Genomic DNA, 17620 nt, shown 5'->3' on the forward strand with positions numbered 1-17620 from the left:
GCCTATCGTCATGGAATCAGAACACCAGAGACTCGTGAAGCATGTCGAATTTACATGAGCGAGCGTAGAAAAAAGAAAGCAAAGCAGGTGGCAGCATGAGCATAAGCCAATCACACGGATACATGTTTGAAACAACGATGGATATTCTGCTGTTTATCACATTCAGAGGTAAGGCGACTTATGTGCAAGATGTGCTTGATAACGTTGTGACCAATACGAGTTATCGAACTGTGCAGCGATACGTAAATTCTTTAGAAAAACTCGGTTATGTGCTCGGAGATGGGAAAAGAAACTCCCCTCAAGGCTTCTTGCCAACGGATAAAGCAAAACAACTATTTGGGGTGAAGTCATGAATCTAACAATCGAACAAATGCGGGAAATTGTGGCGGGTGCGCCTGAGTGGGCTATGTTTTGGATTACACGAAATGAATACCACATTTCAATATTGAGCTTTCCGAATATGACAGGACAGCAAAGTTACTTAATTTCTGATCTTCGCACCGCCATCGCAGACCACGACCGCACGGACCATGTATCAGACATTCGCAATCATATTGCGCCGACGACGAGGGTGATTGAGGGATGAGTGAGATTAAGCAGGTTTGGGGAATTATTAAGGACTACCAGTGTGCTGATTTGAAGATGGTGCAAGACCCAGCTTTAGCTGTATTTCAGCACCAACAAGCCAAGATTGAGAAACTAGAAAATGAATTAAGCACCACAAAACAGGTTCTCGGCAATGTTATTGATATGGAAGTGGCCAAGGTTGACAACCTGAAAGCCCAGCTCAACAACATGGAGGCTTGTTATATCGAGAAGAAAAAACAGGTTGAGACTGTTGGGTATATGCTTGAAGGAGATTTGAAATATGTGGAGCAAGACAGGCGAGGAAATTTTGATTTTCTTCAAATGGCAATGATTCGTTGCTTGGGTGATGCACTTAAAGCCCTGCGAGGTGCTAATGACTAATCTCCGTATCACCGCAGCACAGGCACGAAAAGCCGGTATTGGCCCTCGATTTGGTGTAGCAGCCAAGTCGGGCAAAAAGAAATCCAATCCAGATCCAATGCCAAAGGTTTCGGCTCATCTGGTCGAAGGGAAAGGGTTTGGTGTGATGAATGATGAACTGCTCTGGTGTGAAGTTTTAATCACACCTCCTTCGGTGAATCACTATTGGATTCGTGGAGCGAACAAGACCAATCGATTAAGTAAGCGTGCAATCCACTTTATTGACGTTATGAAGCGTTTTATTGAGCCAGCAGGGTATCAGGGCAGAGTTCGAGTAAAGATCGAATACGCGCCACCTGATGCGAAAATACGTGACATCGATAACATCGTAAAACCATGCTTTGACGCTTTGTCGAAAGGTGGGTTGATTTTGGATGACTCTCAGGTGGATGAATTGCTCGTGAAGCGGTTGCCATCAGAAAAAGGCGGGAAGCTGATTATTCAAGTTGAAAAGTTAAGGGTTTGAGGGATTGGGATGAATGCAATGGTGAATTTAATGGATTGGTCGAAACGCTCAGCTCACCAGTGGCTTGAGCAGTATGGATTGTGGGTACGCTCAGTAAAGCCAAATCACATAAGCACTCCATTGGCGGTGCTAATTGACAAAAATGACAAATCTAAAACACGGTCAAGTAAGGTATCTGTAACGTGTGAAATTTCAGATTTTGAAGCGGTAGAGGTAAGTAAATTACTAGCGGCGATGCATCAAGATAGTCGTGAGTATTTAGCTGAAAGAGCTTGGTTTTTAATATTAAATTACGAAATGGATTGGTCATACGGAAGTATTGCAGGGGCACATAGTTGCAGCAAAGCAACAGTCAGATCAACAATAGATAAAGGCCTTGCTTATTTGGATGGAAAAATAGAAGCATTGGCAGACTTGACAGTGCAGCACACTTAGTTTAAATTTGTGTTATAAGTGGTCGAAGTGTTAGTTAAGCACTTGATCTGAAAGAAGCTCACCAAACGGTGGGCTTTTTTAATGCCCTGAGAAATGTTTTTGTGTAAGCAATATCAGGGCACCTATGGCGGTTCCTATTAATTTCTAGTGGTTTTTAAATTGATTACCGCCACCTAATTCAGGAGATCCACATGCTCCAACTTTTAAAATGCTTATTCGGCTTCCATGGTGTGACGGAGATTGACCACACGATTGATGGTGATGAGATAAAGGTTTGTCGAAGTTGTTTGAAAGAAGTTGAATAGCAAAAACCCCATTAAAAAATGGGGCCTGAATAAGAATATATCACCTGTGCTTTATTACAGATTAAAAGGATCATATTTCGTGTCCTTGATTTCTAAACCCACTAAAACTGCTGACAAGGCGAGAAGCCCTGAAATTTCTAAAAAGAATATGTCATGTGAAATTGTTGCTAATACCAAACAAGTCACAGATACACAAATAAAAATGCCTAATACGGAATAAAGAAAAGATATTTTCATGATGAGATATATATTCAAAAAATAAAGCGTGATCAAATTAACATAAAATTTAAGTTGTTATTAACGTAAATTATACACAAACAATACACTTTAATCGAAACCTTAAATAGCCGAACGTATTACGGCACATAAGGCCCTGCTCAATTCTGGAGATTTGAGTGGGGTTTTTCTTTTCTATTGAGGTTGGTCATGGTTGATCGAGTAGAGGCATTCAAAAATCTAGAGCTGCTTAAAGCAAACCAAGCTCGCTTGATGAACTATAACCATTTGTATTCAAGCTATGCATTTAAAGAGTCTTGCGGTGCTGAGTTGAGAAAGATTGGTAAGCAGATCGCAAGCATAGAAGAATTACTCCATGAGAAACCCAAAACGACTCGCAGCAATCAGAAGGCTGCCATGCATTCGATGCGGTAATCCAGACTCACAAGCGGCTCATTCAAATAGCGCGAAGCATGGTAAGGGTAGAGGGATAAAAGCAGATGATTCGTTTACAGTTCCTTTGTGTCATGTGTGCCATTCTGATTTTGATCAATACAAGTTGGGCAACCGAGAACAAAGTGAAGCCATGTTTGAAAAGTGGTTGGTGAGAGTGAATCGGATGTTGGTGATGGAAGATAGAGAGGTGTTTTGAGATGACTTTAGAGCAAGGTGTTATGTCATTGATAATCTTTCTTCTTGGTATATTTACTGGGTGGATTGTATCTAAATAGCATTAGGAGCAGGAAATGCAAAAAGCTGTGTTTCCTATCCAGAGTCATGCCGACATCACCAAAGCCATTAACTACATGCATACCAATTACACTCAGGCGATTAATGAGGGCAAGCCGTTAAGGGTGGCGATAGATCAAAAGCAGAATGACCGGTCGGCAGCTCAAAATAGATTGTATTGGAAATGGCTGGGTGAAATCGAAAAGAAGAACGGCACCCATAAAGACCAATTACATTTTGAGTTCAAGAAGAAGTTTCTGATTTATATCTATCGTCGAGATGACCAGCAGTTTGCTGAAATGTGTCATGCCATTGCCAAAGTAAAGCAGTCTGAACCAGATGAGTATAAGGCTATCGGTGAACAGGTCATCAGGCTTTGCAGTACAACCAAGGCGACAGTGAAACAGATGACTGAGTATTTGAATTATGTGCATGACTTTGCTGTGACTCAGTTGCATGTGTATTTGACTGTGCCGGATGATTTGAAGTGGTGTTATCAGGACCAATAAACCTGTTTTGCGAAACAATCCTATGAAAGAAAGTTTATGAGGCGTTTATGGCTATTTGCGGAGCAAAGAAACGCAATGGCGAAGCGTGTCAAAAACCGCCAATCAAAGGTAAAAAACGGTGTCGCCTGCATGGTGGGAATGCGGGAGCGCCAACAGGTAATAAAAACAGCGCAAAGCACAATATCTACTCTCAGTTTATGACTGAAGATGAAATAGAGTTTAGCCAGCAATCTGAATTGCACTCTATTGATTCAGAGTTGAAGCTTTGCAAAGTGCAATTGACTAGAGCATTAAAAGCCAAGCAAGCACAAGATGACGCAATTAAAGACCAAGACAAGGTTGCTATTGACTCGATGACGCTTGGGGATGCAAACCCTCAAGATCAGAGTGGTGGCGACAGGATTGTATATAAGCGCAAAGATTATGACACTTTAATTGACCGCTTGATTGGTCGTATCTCTATGTTGACCAAGCAAAGAAATGAGCTTGAGTATCAGGTTTTGAATAATCAAAAATTAGAGCTTGAAGTAGAGAAATTGAGACGAGAAGTTAAGCCACCTCAAGAACACGGCCCGGGAGAAGACTACAAGGTTGAGCTGCGGCCTGATGAGGAAATTCCAAATGAGCCAATTCTTTGAGCCACCAGAAGGTGCAGTCATTCTTACACCAAAGCAAGCCAATATCTACTTATGGGGCTGGCAGAAAGAAGCGCGTTTTCGTGATGCTGTATGTGGTCGACGCTTTGGCAAGACATTCTTAGCTAAAGCTGAAATGCGTCGAGCTGCAAGACTGGCAGCTAAATGGAATGTGTCGGTTGAAGATGAAATCTGGTATGCAGCGCCTACCTTCAAACAGGCCAAGCGTGTCTTCTGGAAGCGATTAAAACAAGCGATTCCGCCTTCATGGCGTGCAGGAAAACCAAACGAAACTGAATGCACGATCACTTTAAAAAGTGGTCATGTCATGCGTGTGGTTGGTCTGGATAACTATGATGACCTTCGTGGATCCGGCTTATTTTTCCTGATCATTGATGAATGGGCGGACTGTAAGTGGGCCGCATGGGAAGAAGTCCTACGCCCAATGCTGTCAACATGCAAATACATCGTGAGTGGCGAACAGCGTGTTGGTGGTCATGTTTTAAGGATTGGTACACCGAAAGGCTTTAACCATTGCTATGACACTTTCATGGATGGCCAGCCTGGACATGAACCGGATTGCCGCAGCTTCTCATATACATCGCTACAAGGCGGAAATATTCCTGAATCGGAAATCATTGTTGCCAAGCGCAAGATGGACCCGAAAACATTCAGTCAGGAATATGAAGCTAGTTTTGAAAGTTATCAGGGCGTTATTTATTACTGCTTTAACCGGGTACTCAATAGCTCAAATGAAACAGTTCAAGATGGCGACACGCTTCACATCGGCATGGACTTTAACGTTACCAAAATGGCCGCTGTGGTTTATGTGCGTCGTGGTGACACCATGCATGCAGTAGATGAGCTTGTGAATCTATTTGATACGCCTGCAATGATTGAAGCGATTAAGGAGCGGTACCCAAAACATGAAATCGGGATTTATCCTGATGCTTCTGGGGAAAATCGCAAATCAAATAATGCAAGTGAAACAGATTTAGCACTACTGCGAAAAGCAGGGTTTAAAGTATTTGTTAATTCAAGAAACCCGGCTGTAAAAGATCGCATTAACTCTATGAATGGAATGCTTTGCAATACGTTCAGTGAGCGCCGGTTATTTGTGAATGCTTCTAAGTGTCCACACTTTGCTAAATGCCAAGAGCGTCAAATCTATGATGAAAATGGACAGCCGGATAAAAAATCAGGCTTTGACCATATGAACGATGCAGGAACATACCCGATTGCATACTTGTTCCCAATCAATGAGCAAGTGAAGAGCATCGATATACCAATGTTTGGATTCTAATATGAGTATTACAGCAACACATGCCGACTATGATAAGCACATTGCGACTTGGAATAAGTTGGATGATGTTTGTGGTGGTCAGGAAGTTATTAAGGCAGCAAAAGAGAAGTACCTGCCTAAGCCCTCTCTGTTTAATTCAAAGAATGATCCAGATGGCTCAAATCGCTATAACGAATATTTGATGCGTGCAATTTTCCCCGGTGTGACAAGCCGTACTTTGGCGAGTCATATTGGCTTGGCTTATGGCAAATCACCAATATTCAATAAACCAGATGAATTGGAATATTTAGAGCGCAATGCTGATGGTGCGGGTCGATCTATTTATCAGAGTGCCCAACGTGCAACACGTTTAATTAACCGAAACTACCGCTGTGGTGTTTATGTTGATTTTCCAAATGTTGCGCCAAGTCGCAGTAAGGCAGAGGAAAAGTCTAAAGGTGCTTTTCCGATGATCCATATTCTTCAGGCTAGTTCAATTATTGATTGGGATTACATCATTGTTGGTAACCAGAAAAAGCTAAGTTTTGTGAAGCTGCTTGAGACGGTAAAAACCCGCAATGGATTTAAGGTTGAAACTAAAGATCAGTATCGAATTTTGGCGCTTGAAGAAGGTGGTAGCGGCTTTGTTTACACAGTTCAAATTTATACGAAGAACGATAAAGGCGAATGGGTAGAAGGAGAGAAGTACATTCCAACTGATTACCATGGTCAGCCTTGGGATTATATTCCTTTCACTTTCTGTGGCGCGGTAGATAACTCAGATGAAATTGGTACAGCACCACTGTATGAGTTGGCAACTATGGAGCTGTCTTATTACACCAGTACTGCTGATGTAGAAGAATCGGCATTTATTGTTGGTCAGCCTACGTTGTGTTTCCCAAGCATCACACCAGAGCAGTATGCCATGGTGAAAGAGTCAGGTGCCTCTGTCGGCAGTCGCTCAGGAATCCCAACAGATGCGAAGATGGTCCAAGCTGAAAAAAATGGACTGGCTTATGAGCGTATGAACGATAAGTGGAACCAAATGAAAGAGCTTGGCGCTCGACTCATTGAAGTCGGTTCAGCCAATAAGACAGCCACTCAGGCAGACAATGACAGCTCAGTCCAGCATTCAGTTTTGTCACTCGTTGTGGCCAATGTATCTGAAGCATTTACCAATGCGCTGCGCTGGTGTGCCAAGTTTGTGATGCCTGAACATGATTTAAGGGTGGATGAGCTTAGTTTCATGATTGCCCAAGACTTTAATAAACCTAAATATGATGCGACTCGCTCTAAATTGATTTACGAAGCTTGTCTTGCAGGTGAATTGCCGATGTATGTTTGGTACCACTACGAGCAGACCGGTACTTTCCCGGAAGATAAATGGGAAGACATCGTTAAGAAAATTGAAAAGCGTGAAGATGGTGGAATCGATTCACTAGATGATAAGGATTAAACATGAATATTTCAGCGCAGAAAGCCTTGGTTGATGCGCTGAGCCAACATTCAGCTTATCTCTACCGCGCATCATCTCAAGCAGTAAATGAACTTACAGCTCAGTTTAATAATCTTTCCAATAGCCAGTTAAACCGCTTAGTAGATATCTTAAACGAGCTGTCAGACTCAGAGCGAAATGCACTTAAAAGCCTAAACTTTTCGAGTAAGGCTAAATCAAGTAAAAACATTGAAGAGATTAAGACCATTCTGAATGAGTGGTTCAAATCAATTGATGTGGACTTGTTTGAGCAGTTCGATAAATCAGCATTACAGTTGGCGGTTTATGAGGCTTCATATTCTGCGAAGTTAGTTGCTGGTACTGCTGCAGTTGTTAATGCTGAAAAGATTTATAAAACCATTAAGAAAGCACCTTTTCAGGTGGTGCTTTGGTTGATTATCTATTTGCAGATATTGCAGCAACACTACGAAAGAAAGTTGAAAGTGCAATTCGTGATGGTATTTCACAAGGGCAGACCAATCAGCAGATTGTGCAACGAATCAAGGGGCGAAAGGCTTTAGATTATAAAGATGGCTTACTTAAGTCGTCACGTGAATCAATTGAACGTCAAGTAAGAACAGCCCGCAGTCACATTAGTACTGCAACTTATATCGATACGTACAAGGCGCTTGGGTATGAGTATGTAAAAGTTGTAGCCACATTGGATGGGCGCACTTGTAAGTACTGCGCATCAATCGACGGTGACGTATTTTCTATCGATGATCCATTGCGGCCAAGATTTCCAGTGCATCCAAATAACCGCACAACATATGTGCCTTGCAATAAGGATGGTGAGATTGGTGGATTACGGCCTTTCGTTATGGACGAGCGTAAAGTCAAAGATATTCCTAAGGATGAGCGTAAACATCTTATTGGTCAGCTTGATGCCAATACATCATTTAAAGAGTTTTTCGAGCAGTCGGATGAGTTCTTTCAGCGCACTTGGCTGGGTAAATCTAAGTATGAGCTTTATAAAAAAGGTGAGTACAGCATTGATAAGTTTGCTGATCCGCTGAATAAGCGTGGTTATACGTTGGATGAGTTGAAGGTTTTAGATAAAAAAACCTTTGAATTGTTAGGTGTTTAAATATAATAGTCATCACTATTTTAACTAGGCAGATAACAACAATGAAGCTTTTCGCATTTCTATTTTGTGTAATTGTATCAAGCACCTCTTTTGCTTCAACTCAAAAAGACTTTGAACTTAAATATTACAAGTTAATGGAGCGATACGTTCAAACACAATCGGACAGAAATCAAGTGATTTCTACGGAGGCAAAGAATGAGCAAGAGGATCTAGCTAGGTCCAATAAACTTAAAGCTCTAGATTGCAAAGGTTGGAAAGAGAATATTGAACTTTATGATTTTGTCTTAAGTAGATTTAAGGAGTATGAGGGAGCTTCAGAAGGTGTCCGAGCAATGGGATACACCAAAGAAAGCCTGCAAGATGAGTCTGAATGGTTGCGTGAGCAATTAAACCAACCAGAGAACAAATGCAAATAATCCAAATCATGACCCGAAAGGGCTTTCTTTAGGTCATAAGGATATCTCAAAAGCAGTAACAGAAGTTTAACTTGCAGAAAACAAACTTTAGAAATTCGAAGGTTATTGCTTTTTTGCAATTACCCCAAAAACTAAATTCAAATAGAGCACCTCCCGAGGTGCTTTTTTATTGCCTGCTGAAAGCGGATGCGGACAGCGTAACGAGCGGATGCTCATTCAACATGGTGGAAACCTATGAAACTTAAAACACAAGTCATTGACAATAAAACATATGCAGAAGTAGACACTCAAGGGCTTCCAGTCTATGTGCATGATGATGGGAAAGAGGTTGGCTTTGATGCTGGTTCAGCAATGCAAAAGATCAGCACTCTAAATGCGGAAGCAAAAACCCATCGTGAAGCAAAAGAAAAAGCCGAGTCCACACTAAAAGCATTTGAAGGCATTGAAGATCCAGTGGCAGCCAAAAAAGCTTTAGAAACCTTGAAAAACTTCGACGATAAAAAACTGGTGGATGCTGGCGAAGTCGAAAAAATCAAACTCGAAGCAATTAAAGCCGTTGAAGACAAATATGCACCAATTGTTCAAGAGCGTGATGCCTTCCAAACCCAACTGCATAACGAACTTATTGGTGGCGGTTTTGCTCGTTCTAAGTTCATTCAAGACAACATCGCTGTACCGGTAGACATGATTCAAGCCACGTTTGGTAAAAACTTCCAGATCGAAAATGGCAAGGTTGTAGCAGTGGGTACAGACGGTCAAAAAATCTATTCACGCACTCGCCCGGGTGAAATCGCAGACTTTGACGAAGCTTTAGAAACTTTGGTTGGCGGATACCAACATAAGGATTCAATTTTAAAAGGTTCTCAAGCTGGTGGTGCGGGTTTTCAGGGTGGTGATGGAAACAAATCGGGCCCTAAATCTTTGGCTGAATGCAAAACCAAAGAAGAAAAGATTGCTTACATGAAGCAAGTGGGCGAAAAAGCATAAATTAATTTAAGGAGAGGCATATGCCTTTTGATTTACAGGTATTTAACAAGCAAACCTATGCCGCAATGACAGAAACAGTGGCACAGGACATTGATAAATTCAACGAAGCATCACAGGGCGCAATCCAATTGATCAATGAGCCTTTCGGTGGTGATTTCAACATTGAAGCATCGTTCAAGGCAATTGCTGGAATTGTGCGTCGTCGTAATGCATATGGTACAGGTACAGTTACCGCAAAACGTTTAGAACAATTACTTGATGTGGCTGTAAAGGTTGCTGCAGGCACTCCGCCGATTGAGTATGAAAAACAGCAGTATTCTTGGATTCTTCAAAACCCTGAACTTGCTGCCTTAACAATTGGTGAGCAGTTGGCCAAAGCGCGTTTAGCTGACATGCTGAATGCGGGAATTTTGGGTGCATCTACAGCAATTTCAGGAAATACCAATGCCGTGCATGGTGACGGTACTGATGCTGCATCATTCCGCTTGCTTAACAAAGGTGCTGCGAAACTTGGTGATCGTTCAAGCGCAATTCGTGCTTGGATTGTTCACTCTACAACAATGCACAACCTGTTTGACAATGCTCTGGCCAACTCAGAAAACCTGTTCCGTTATGATGGTGTGAATGTGGTTCGTGATCCGTTTGGTCGTGTGTTTGTGGTGACCGATGCGCCTGCCTTGGTAGGTGATAATGCTGGCACTGCATTCTACAACTCGCTAGGCCTCGTAGAAGGTGCTGTTGTCGTGAATGATAACAATGACTTCAATGCTGAATTGGTGCCGGGCACCGGTGGTGAGAATATCAAGTACACCTACCAAGCTGAGTGGACATTCGGTGCAGGTGTGAAAGGTTACGCATGGGATACCGCTACTGGTGGCAAATCTCCAACTGATGCAGCAATTGGCACTCCAACTAACTGGGATCTGATCGCATCAAGCGTGAAAGATACAGCTGGCGTCCTAATTAAGTCTGCTTAAATGAAGTGCCCCGAAAGGGGCTTTTCTTTGCCTGATTGGAAATAGAAAACATGAAAAAAGAATCTAATAAACGCCTATATTTCACGGATGACTTCTCTCCCGAAAATGTGGCAAAACTTCAAGGTGAAGGTTATATCCTCCGCAAAGCTAGTGCTTATCACGAAGCTGACACTTTGGAACCATGCTCAGAAGTGGCTGGTGATGTTCCTAAGGCTTATCTAGATCTGATTAAGCGCAATAATTCCAATATTGTCACCATTGAAGCAAAAGTTGGCATCACACCAGAACTTCAAGCCGCGATTGATGATGCAAAAGCCGAATGTGCAAAAGTTATTGCTGAAAATGTGGAGTTGAAAGAACAACTAGCCACAGCCCAAGGTGAATTCATTGCATTCAAAAATGATGTTGCTGCTATGCAGGCGCGTATTGATGAATTGCAGCCACCCACCAAAAAGCCAACTGCTGCGGAATTGAAAGCAGCTAAAGCCGCAGAAGAAGCCTCAAAAGTAGAACAATCTAAGGAATAACCCATGAGCTTTATTACCCAAGAACAGGCTGAGCAAATTATGGGGGCAGACTTTGCACCAGCTGGTGATAAAGCTCGCCTCATTAAATTAGCCAATACATGGATGCGAAACGAAGTCGGATCTATTCCTGATCCAATTGATCCAATCCTGATTGATGCCGCATGTGAAATTATTAAAGGCATTCAAGCTGGTGTGATTTACGCGGGCATTGCTCGCCAAACTACCAGTGAAAGCGTAAAAGCAGACACGGTGCAGGTCACTGAAAGTTTTGCTGAAGGTAGTGTTGAGGTATCTGAGTTCGAGCAAATTGCACGGGCTTACATTGCGTCATTGGATTTAAAGCCTAAAGGCTTCGGGTTTGAGGTGTTTCGAGCATGATTAACACCGACTATGTGCCTGAATGGTATATCACGCCTTTTGAGCATTCGAAGTACACGCTTGCTCGTAATCAGATGCATATGGATCTTCTGTTTGATGACATGAATGATTCGGATGAATTTCTATCTCTTGGCTGTCCTGCGCAAGTCGATTATTACGATGGCGGCAGGCACTGCATTGTTCAGCTCGGGGAAACGCAAGATAAATCACTGATTATTGTTCATGGTTTACTGTTGCATGAAGCTGTGCATATTTGGCAGCGTACAAAACACCTAATGGGTGAAAAAGAGCCAAGCATTGAATTTGAAGCATATTCAATCCAGCGAATAGCTCAAGACTTGTTTGCTATGTATGAAGAGAGCGAAAGTCATGATCAAGAACAAAATTCAATCAAAGGTTGCTGCGGCATTTAATAAAAAGCTGGCGGATGCTGTGGATTCATTCACGTGTGAAAAGATAATTTACTCTGGTGAAATGGATTTCGAGACGCAGACTTACCCAGTCATTGGTGACGAATCTTATTTTGGTCGTGGCGTGCTGTTTGGTTCTTATTTGAAAGATATGGTCAAGCCTATTGATTATCAGGTGACAGACTGTAAGGCAACTGTGCTGCAAAATGAAGTGACTCAGGTGCCTCAGATTGGTGATGTCTGGGCTACATCAAAGGGTCGGTTCAAGATTGTGAATATTGGTGCAGATCCGACAGGGTCTATTTGGGTTTGCCAGTTGCGGAAAGTTGGTTCTTAGCTATTGATTAGTATATTAATTCTGTTTTAATGTAGTAATTCTCTGATCACTTCAAAATAAGTTCATCAAAAATGCATACAGTTAAATATGATTCTCTAAATAGCACCTATCTTGACTCAATGATTACTAACAAAAAGTCTTTTGAGGTTTTAGGTGTTGGTGGAAATATTAAGGAATGTGTTTCCTTGCTTGAAAAAACCATTGAGAGTAATGGATTGACTTGTCGAATTTATACTGAGGGTCGTTCTGCTGGAATTGCCTCAGGACTACTTGTTGTTGGGTTGGGAGTGGTAACTGCTGCGGGAATAGCAGCTCATAATTTAGCGACGTACAACCCTGATTATGAAATTGGAAAAAATTTGGTTAAGAATAAAATTACGGTAAAGTTTAAAAAAGAACCTAAAGCCAAGTAATTTTAAAAACGCGATAAGGACCCACCTCGGTGGGTTTTTTAATGGGTGAAATATGGCATGGAAAAACAAACCAAGTGATTTTGCTGCACACATGCTCAAGGATGCTGACCAACATGTAAAAAATATCGTGGGTGAAACACTTCAGCAAGTCATTGTGCGTTCCCCTGTAATGGATGGCGAATTTAGAGCATCACACAAGGTTACGCTTGATTCACCAGATAATGCATACCAAAAAAATTATGACGAATCAGGCTCAGAAACATTAAATCATGGTCTTAAAGTAGCAGCTTCAGCTAAGTTTGGCGGCCTGGTCTATATCCAAAGTAATAGTCCGTATGGCATTCGTTTAGAAAATGGTCACTCTCAACAAGCGCCAAATGGTGTTTATGCACTTTCATTTCAGTATGTTTGTGAGAAATATAAATGATGACAAATACTCAAGCCTTGCGGGCTATTTTGGCACGTGTGGGTACATTCACTGGAATGCCTAAACCAAACATCCAATTAGCAAATAATCCGCTTGTTGATGGTAAACCTTTTGAGCCGCCAGCAAATGAGATATGGGCCAAAGTTACAGTTAAAAATGCGGGCAGTTATATTGCAGAGATCGGATCTAAACCAAGTACACGCATTACTGGTATTGTTTATATCCAATTGTTTGCACCTTTAAATACTGGCACAGATTCAATATCACAGATGGCCGATAAGTGGGCTGAGCATATGCAGTTCCATAAAAAAGATGATTTGGAATTGCGTGAGGCTTCTATTATTGATGTAAGTACCCATGGTGAACTCTATTACCAATACAACGTGAATATTTCATACGTAGTGAACTAAACCCAAATTCTTATTTAGCCGTCCTTTTAGGGCGGTTTTTTTATGCCTATATTCAGGAGACAACTATGTCAAAGGGCACTGATGTGGTAATCCACATTGCGAAAGAAGAAACACCTAATACTTTGCCTGCGGTGCCAGTGTGGCATACGTTGCGTCGAAACTCAGACTCACTGAAAAAAACGGTATCGATGACACAATCGGATGAGATTGTTGATTCACGTTTTGAGCAAGGTTCTGTGGCAAGTTCAGCTGAAGCAACTGGTAGCATTGAATTTGAATTATCCGCTTTAAGCCAAGATATGTTTTTTGAAGGTGTTGCTGGTAATTTATTTGTTGATTCAGGCACACCGAGTGTTTTTACTTTGGAGATTGGTGGTGACACACTACCAACATACACAATTGTTAAGCACGACAAAAAAGTCGGGTTTATTCAAGTTTTCACGGGTTGTCGAATTGGTGAGCTGACCATTCAAGGCGACACAGAAGGGAAAATCACAGGCACAGCTTCAATTAGCGCAACCGGCTATAGCAATCCAACTGCAACACCAGTAGTAAATCCTGTTGCAGCTACAGATACTCCATTCATGTCATCAATCAACGTGAATGAGTTTAAAATTAGTGGTGTGTCTACTGTGGGAACAGCATGTGCCGAGTCCTTCACAATTACTATCAATAACAATCTGACTGCTAAGCCATGTTTGGGTAACGGTAGTTTGATTCCAAACCGTTACACAGAAGGCAATGTCACTATTACTTTGAATGTGACATTAGCTCTTACAACAACATCAAAAGAATGGATTCCATTTGTTGAATCTCGTGAAACTATGACAGCTGAAATTGGCATGGAAGATTCAAAAGGTAATGCTTACGGGTTCAATTTTACGAAGCTGGAGCTTGATAACGAAGGGCTTTCAGATACCAATAAAAATGATGATCACACTATGGCGATGGAATTCCGCCATGTGAAAGAAGCACCAACAATTACACGCACAACAGCATAATTAAGGCCCCGAAAGGGGCTATATTTTTCGAAAAAGAAAATGACCTTAGTTGTAGAAATTGAAAAAAGCAAAGAAACATCTCTTTGGAAAGAATACAAAGATGCTGAAGGTAACGTATTGGCTCGCTTCAAGATTCGTGGTGAGGCATATAAACCATATCGTGTTGCATTAGAGCGTGCACAAAATCAAGTTGCATCAAAAGGCTACGTCGTATCAACAGCCAGTGGTGAAGATAAGCTTTATCATGAATTATTACTTGAAGCTGCTGCCTGCCACCTTATTGAAGACTGGGATGGTGTATCTTTCCGTGAAAATGGCAAAGAAACTGAACAGCCTTATACACCTGAAAATGCCACTAAATTATTAAACATGGGTGATATAGGTGTGGCAATTTGGGTCTTTGTAAAAGCGCATGCTGAAAAGATCCAATTGGAAGCGGATGCGGTTAAAGCTGATACTTTGGGAAAGTCACAAAGCTCTACGAATGGCATGCAGGAGACGGTGGACTAACGGAGTTTCAAAAGAAGATCCGTGAAAAGCAAGGGCGCAAGCTAGATGATGCGCCTGAGTTTAGTTATACAGCCCACGCTATTTTGAGTGCATTCAATGTGATTGCACGAGGGCGTTCATATCATCCTGTGACTATGCCGCTAGATGGTAGCCATATCAATGCGTATCTTGAGTTGTATGAAGCACCTTGTGAGCTGCATATCTTTGTTGAGTGTGTCTTTGCTTTGGATAATTTGTTTTTAGATGAAGTGAGGGGGAAATCAGCGTGAGTTGGTTTCTTGTTCTACGACATTTTATGACGTTTATTTTTTTTAAGCCATTGAACAAAAATGCAAAGATGTTAAATTACAGCGAATGCTAATATAGCATTAGTGATAATTTTTATAGGCAACTTAAAAGGGAGGTGGTTATGTCAGATAAGCTTGTCATCGCACTCCGCTTGCCGGATAAAAAACCGACCGATTTAAAGTTTGGCGAAATGGCTGAGCTATTTAAGCAGTTCGCTAATTTGCTAAAAGGATCTAAGGATAATTTCGGTTATCTACAGGAAGGATCTATTTATGTTGGTAGTCCACCACTAGATGCTGAAGAATATAAAGTCGCTATAGATCAAGTTTTGCAATCAGATGGTGGTGATTTAGATCAATATTTGAGTAAGCATCTGGATTGGGGTAATGCTCAAATCGGGGTACATCGTGAGGGTGAGAGCCCGAAGCAGATGAAAATTTTAAGAAGTATCGAAACGGTTATCACCCCAAACAAGTTTAAGCAAAATGAAAGCTTAAGAGGCAGGATTTATAAGATTTCTTCTGGTAAGGATTCTTATTATCTTGGGATTAATTTTCTTAATGGATTTAAGGTTAATACCAAGGTTACGCAAAACATGGTTGAGGTTTTAAGAAACTATCTTGCCTCGGAGAGAATAATTGAATTTAACGGAGTTGCCACATACTCTGATTCTGGGGATTTCCAGCTATATCTAGAAGATTTTAAAGTTGAGAGCTTTGAAATATTAGAAAATGATACTGTAGATAGTTGGGTAGATGATTTTGTTGGTTATGGAAGAAGTGGGTGGCAAGACTTGGATGACCCATATAAAGTTTTGGAAGATGAACGCTTGTCATGATAATAACGATTGATGCCAATATACTTGTAGCTCTTTTAAATGATAAGGCTTTTGCTTATGGTTTTAAGCAGTTCTGTCACTTAAATAAGGTTGAGGAAACTCTTATTCCTGCACCAGCTATGTGTGAATTTTTGGCTCATGATTATGCAGAACGCTTTTCTTTTTTCCAGAAGTTTAAAAGGCAGGCTAGAGTAATTAGCTTTGACGAGAAGGCCGCATATTTAACAGCTCAACTAGGTGAGCGCTATAATAAAAATAAATTAGATATAGGTAAGCAAAAGGTAAAGGTTGATTTGCAGATATTGGGTATAGCCTTGGCCAATCACTCTTTATTTATTTTGACTAAAGATGGTGACTTTAATAAATATATTGAAAGATTAAAGTTAAAAATAGGGATTAAGACAGTTGCAGACCTATATATCAAAGATGATTTGTTTGGTGAAAGCTAACCAGCCTTGGCCGGTTTTTATGCCAAAAGAAAAGCACCCTAGGGTGCTTTTTTATGCTTAATTCTTTAATGGCTCTTTAGGGGTAAACTCAAGGTTTTTAACCTCCTCAAATGTTACCTTTTTATTCTCTATATCCATAACCGCACAGAGAGCTGATCCGCAAAGAATTTCATAGTAGGTATTCTTTTTTTCAGCTGATTTTATCGAAACCATATCAAATGATTTTTTTCCATGTAATTAAAAGCATTTGCTTGAGCTGTCTTTTCTGTATGTGAGAGCAAGAAAAGTGTTCCAACTAAAGTAATAAATACTACAACACCTAAGGTAGAGTTTTTAGAATATGAGCTTTGTAATTCTTCATGAAATTTTGAGTTATGAATAATTGGAGAATGTTTTCTAGGGGCAGTGTTAAGTTTTTTATCCAAATAATTATTAAAATATCTAGAGCCATCAAAGGAAAGCCAAATCTGCCAGGCAGCCATACTTATAAAAAGAACTAATAATGCATAAATTAAGTAGTTAAATCCTTTTAAATAACCAATATAAATTTTATCTTGAACTGAATAATTGAGAATTATCGGATCTACATTGAATGCACCAAGGTATCCCCCGATATAGGCATTACCATTGGCAAATAGAAAGACTGAACCGTACCGGGTTTGTCGGAGACTCAGTATTCTGAGAGAATGTTCCGATGACCAAATTAAAATATACCCCTGAAATCAGAGAAAGAGCGGTTCAATTATTGATTGAATCTGAAAAAGACTATCCATCTAATTAGGCTGCGATCACAGCTATTGCGCCTAAGATTGGTTGTACTCCTGAAACACTTCGTGCTTGGCATCAAAAGCATTTAGATGAGCAAAATCCTATCAAAGTACAACAGATCTCTGATCAAGAAAAAATGAAGCAAATGGAACGTGAAATCAAAGAATTAAAGCGTGCCAATGAAATTCTGCGTAAAGCAGCCGCTTTTTTCGCCCAGGCGGAGCTCGACCGCCCACACAAATAATGGTGGATTTCATCCATAACAATAAGGCGTTATATGGTGTTGAGGCGATTTGTAGGATTTTACCGATCTCAGC

At 40.9% G+C, this 17620-nt stretch carries 26 protein-coding genes, 2 pseudogenes and 1 other annotated feature; of the genes and pseudogenes, 27 read left to right on the plus strand and 1 reads right to left on the minus strand.

Translation table 11 applies throughout. From position 1 onward, the window contains the following. The first annotated feature begins 95 nt into the window (after nucleotides 1-95). From FTV38_RS01365 to FTV38_RS01490, 26 genes and pseudogenes are all read left to right on the plus strand, one after another. On the plus strand, nucleotides 96-353 hold the full coding sequence (locus tag FTV38_RS01365; RefSeq protein WP_180020882.1) for a hypothetical protein: 258 nt from the start codon (nucleotides 96-98) through the stop codon (nucleotides 351-353). Beyond that, nucleotides 350-586, plus strand: a complete 237-nt coding sequence (locus FTV38_RS01370; protein WP_180020883.1) for a hypothetical protein — start codon at nucleotides 350-352, stop codon at nucleotides 584-586. Before FTV38_RS01365 ends, FTV38_RS01370 begins: the two co-directional genes overlap by 4 nt. After that, nucleotides 583-969, plus strand: a complete 387-nt coding sequence (locus FTV38_RS01375) for a hypothetical protein (RefSeq protein ID WP_180020616.1) — start codon at nucleotides 583-585, stop codon at nucleotides 967-969. Before FTV38_RS01370 ends, FTV38_RS01375 begins: the two co-directional genes overlap by 4 nt. Next, complete coding sequence (locus tag FTV38_RS01380) at nucleotides 962-1474, plus strand: RusA family crossover junction endodeoxyribonuclease (RefSeq protein WP_180020886.1); 513 nt, start codon at nucleotides 962-964, stop codon at nucleotides 1472-1474. The genes FTV38_RS01375 and FTV38_RS01380 overlap by 8 nt, the downstream gene beginning before the upstream one ends. 9 nt (nucleotides 1475-1483) lie before the next feature. Next, on the plus strand, nucleotides 1484-1909 hold the full coding sequence (locus FTV38_RS01385) for an antiterminator Q family protein (protein ID WP_180004859.1): 426 nt from the start codon (nucleotides 1484-1486) through the stop codon (nucleotides 1907-1909). Between the two features lie 731 nt (nucleotides 1910-2640). Continuing rightward, on the plus strand, nucleotides 2641-2865 hold the full coding sequence (locus tag FTV38_RS01390; protein WP_180020888.1) for a hypothetical protein: 225 nt from the start codon (nucleotides 2641-2643) through the stop codon (nucleotides 2863-2865). Then, nucleotides 2807-3082 (plus strand): DUF968 domain-containing protein, encoded by a 276-nt coding sequence (locus FTV38_RS01395; RefSeq protein WP_180020890.1) that lies wholly within the window; start codon nucleotides 2807-2809, stop codon nucleotides 3080-3082. Before FTV38_RS01390 ends, FTV38_RS01395 begins: the two co-directional genes overlap by 59 nt. Nucleotides 3083-3176: 94 nt before the next feature. Continuing rightward, nucleotides 3177-3668 (plus strand): recombination protein NinB, encoded by a 492-nt coding sequence (locus FTV38_RS01400; RefSeq protein ID WP_180020892.1) that lies wholly within the window; start codon nucleotides 3177-3179, stop codon nucleotides 3666-3668. Nucleotides 3669-3715: 47 nt separating this feature from the next. Beyond that, complete coding sequence (locus tag FTV38_RS01405; protein ID WP_180020894.1) at nucleotides 3716-4306, plus strand: HGGxSTG domain-containing protein; 591 nt, start codon at nucleotides 3716-3718, stop codon at nucleotides 4304-4306. Further along, nucleotides 4290-5606 (plus strand): terminase, encoded by a 1317-nt coding sequence (locus FTV38_RS01410; protein ID WP_180020896.1) that lies wholly within the window; start codon nucleotides 4290-4292, stop codon nucleotides 5604-5606. The genes FTV38_RS01405 and FTV38_RS01410 overlap by 17 nt, the downstream gene beginning before the upstream one ends. Before the next feature lies 1 nt (nucleotide 5607). After that, a complete protein-coding gene (locus FTV38_RS01415; protein ID WP_180020898.1) occupies nucleotides 5608-7041 on the plus strand; it encodes a DUF4055 domain-containing protein in 1434 nt (477 codons plus the stop codon). Between the two features lie 2 nt (nucleotides 7042-7043). Beyond that, nucleotides 7044-8167: pseudogene (locus FTV38_RS01420) on the plus strand (minor capsid protein). 41 nt (nucleotides 8168-8208) lie between these two features. Further along, the gene (locus FTV38_RS01425; protein WP_078191933.1) at nucleotides 8209-8583 is read left to right on the plus strand and encodes a hypothetical protein; all 375 of its coding nucleotides are present in this window, start codon (nucleotides 8209-8211) and stop codon (nucleotides 8581-8583) included. 234 nt (nucleotides 8584-8817) lie between these two features. Beyond that, entirely contained in the window at nucleotides 8818-9570 is a 753-nt protein-coding gene (locus tag FTV38_RS01430) for a DUF6651 domain-containing protein (RefSeq protein WP_180020900.1), read from the plus strand. 20 nt (nucleotides 9571-9590) lie between these two features. Continuing rightward, nucleotides 9591-10547: a major capsid protein gene (locus tag FTV38_RS01435; protein ID WP_180020902.1), complete on the plus strand. Its 957-nt coding sequence runs from the start codon at nucleotides 9591-9593 to the stop codon at nucleotides 10545-10547. 50 nt (nucleotides 10548-10597) lie between these two features. Continuing rightward, nucleotides 10598-11074 carry a hypothetical protein gene (locus FTV38_RS01440; RefSeq protein ID WP_180020904.1) on the plus strand — a complete coding sequence of 159 codons (477 nt, stop codon included), beginning with the start codon at nucleotides 10598-10600 and terminating at the stop codon, nucleotides 11072-11074. A gap of 3 nt (nucleotides 11075-11077) precedes the next feature. Further along, entirely contained in the window at nucleotides 11078-11452 is a 375-nt protein-coding gene (locus FTV38_RS01445) for a hypothetical protein (protein ID WP_180020906.1), read from the plus strand. After that, a complete protein-coding gene (locus FTV38_RS01450; protein WP_180020908.1) occupies nucleotides 11449-11865 on the plus strand; it encodes a hypothetical protein in 417 nt (138 codons plus the stop codon). Before FTV38_RS01445 ends, FTV38_RS01450 begins: the two co-directional genes overlap by 4 nt. Then, nucleotides 11822-12199 carry a glutamate 5-kinase gene (locus tag FTV38_RS01455; protein ID WP_218950225.1) on the plus strand — a complete coding sequence of 126 codons (378 nt, stop codon included), beginning with the start codon at nucleotides 11822-11824 and terminating at the stop codon, nucleotides 12197-12199. Before FTV38_RS01450 ends, FTV38_RS01455 begins: the two co-directional genes overlap by 44 nt. Nucleotides 12200-12270: 71 nt before the next feature. After that, nucleotides 12271-12612: a hypothetical protein gene (locus FTV38_RS01460; RefSeq protein ID WP_180020909.1), complete on the plus strand. Its 342-nt coding sequence runs from the start codon at nucleotides 12271-12273 to the stop codon at nucleotides 12610-12612. A gap of 52 nt (nucleotides 12613-12664) precedes the next feature. Continuing rightward, complete coding sequence (locus FTV38_RS01465; RefSeq protein WP_180020911.1) at nucleotides 12665-13039, plus strand: hypothetical protein; 375 nt, start codon at nucleotides 12665-12667, stop codon at nucleotides 13037-13039. Next, entirely contained in the window at nucleotides 13036-13449 is a 414-nt protein-coding gene (locus FTV38_RS01470) for a phage tail terminator-like protein (RefSeq protein WP_180020913.1), read from the plus strand. The genes FTV38_RS01465 and FTV38_RS01470 overlap by 4 nt, the downstream gene beginning before the upstream one ends. A gap of 65 nt (nucleotides 13450-13514) precedes the next feature. Further along, nucleotides 13515-14450 carry a phage tail tube protein gene (locus tag FTV38_RS01475; RefSeq protein ID WP_180020915.1) on the plus strand — a complete coding sequence of 312 codons (936 nt, stop codon included), beginning with the start codon at nucleotides 13515-13517 and terminating at the stop codon, nucleotides 14448-14450. Nucleotides 14451-14489: 39 nt separating this feature from the next. Continuing rightward, on the plus strand, nucleotides 14490-14960 hold the full coding sequence (locus FTV38_RS01480; protein WP_180020917.1) for a hypothetical protein: 471 nt from the start codon (nucleotides 14490-14492) through the stop codon (nucleotides 14958-14960). A gap of 409 nt (nucleotides 14961-15369) precedes the next feature. Continuing rightward, complete coding sequence (locus FTV38_RS01485; protein WP_180020919.1) at nucleotides 15370-16086, plus strand: hypothetical protein; 717 nt, start codon at nucleotides 15370-15372, stop codon at nucleotides 16084-16086. Continuing rightward, nucleotides 16083-16535, plus strand: coding sequence for a PIN domain-containing protein (locus tag FTV38_RS01490; RefSeq protein WP_180020921.1), 453 nt, complete (start codon nucleotides 16083-16085; stop codon nucleotides 16533-16535). The genes FTV38_RS01485 and FTV38_RS01490 overlap by 4 nt, the downstream gene beginning before the upstream one ends. A gap of 200 nt (nucleotides 16536-16735) precedes the next feature. On the opposite strand, the gene FTV38_RS01495 is transcribed toward FTV38_RS01490, so the two are convergent. Beyond that, nucleotides 16736-17017, minus strand: a complete 282-nt coding sequence (locus FTV38_RS01495; protein WP_180020923.1) for a hypothetical protein — start codon at nucleotides 17015-17017, stop codon at nucleotides 16736-16738. Between the two features lie 212 nt (nucleotides 17018-17229). Here FTV38_RS01495 and FTV38_RS01500 point away from each other — a divergent pair. Further along, nucleotides 17230-17620: pseudogene (locus tag FTV38_RS01500) on the plus strand (transposase); the annotation flags it as partial. Further along, nucleotides 17505-17620, plus strand: a sequence feature (AL1L pseudoknot). This feature is flagged as partial in the annotation. It overlaps the preceding pseudogene by 116 nt.

This window comes from Acinetobacter sp. YH16044 (assembly GCF_013417145.1).
GTDB lineage: Bacteria > Pseudomonadota > Gammaproteobacteria > Pseudomonadales > Moraxellaceae > Acinetobacter > Acinetobacter amyesii.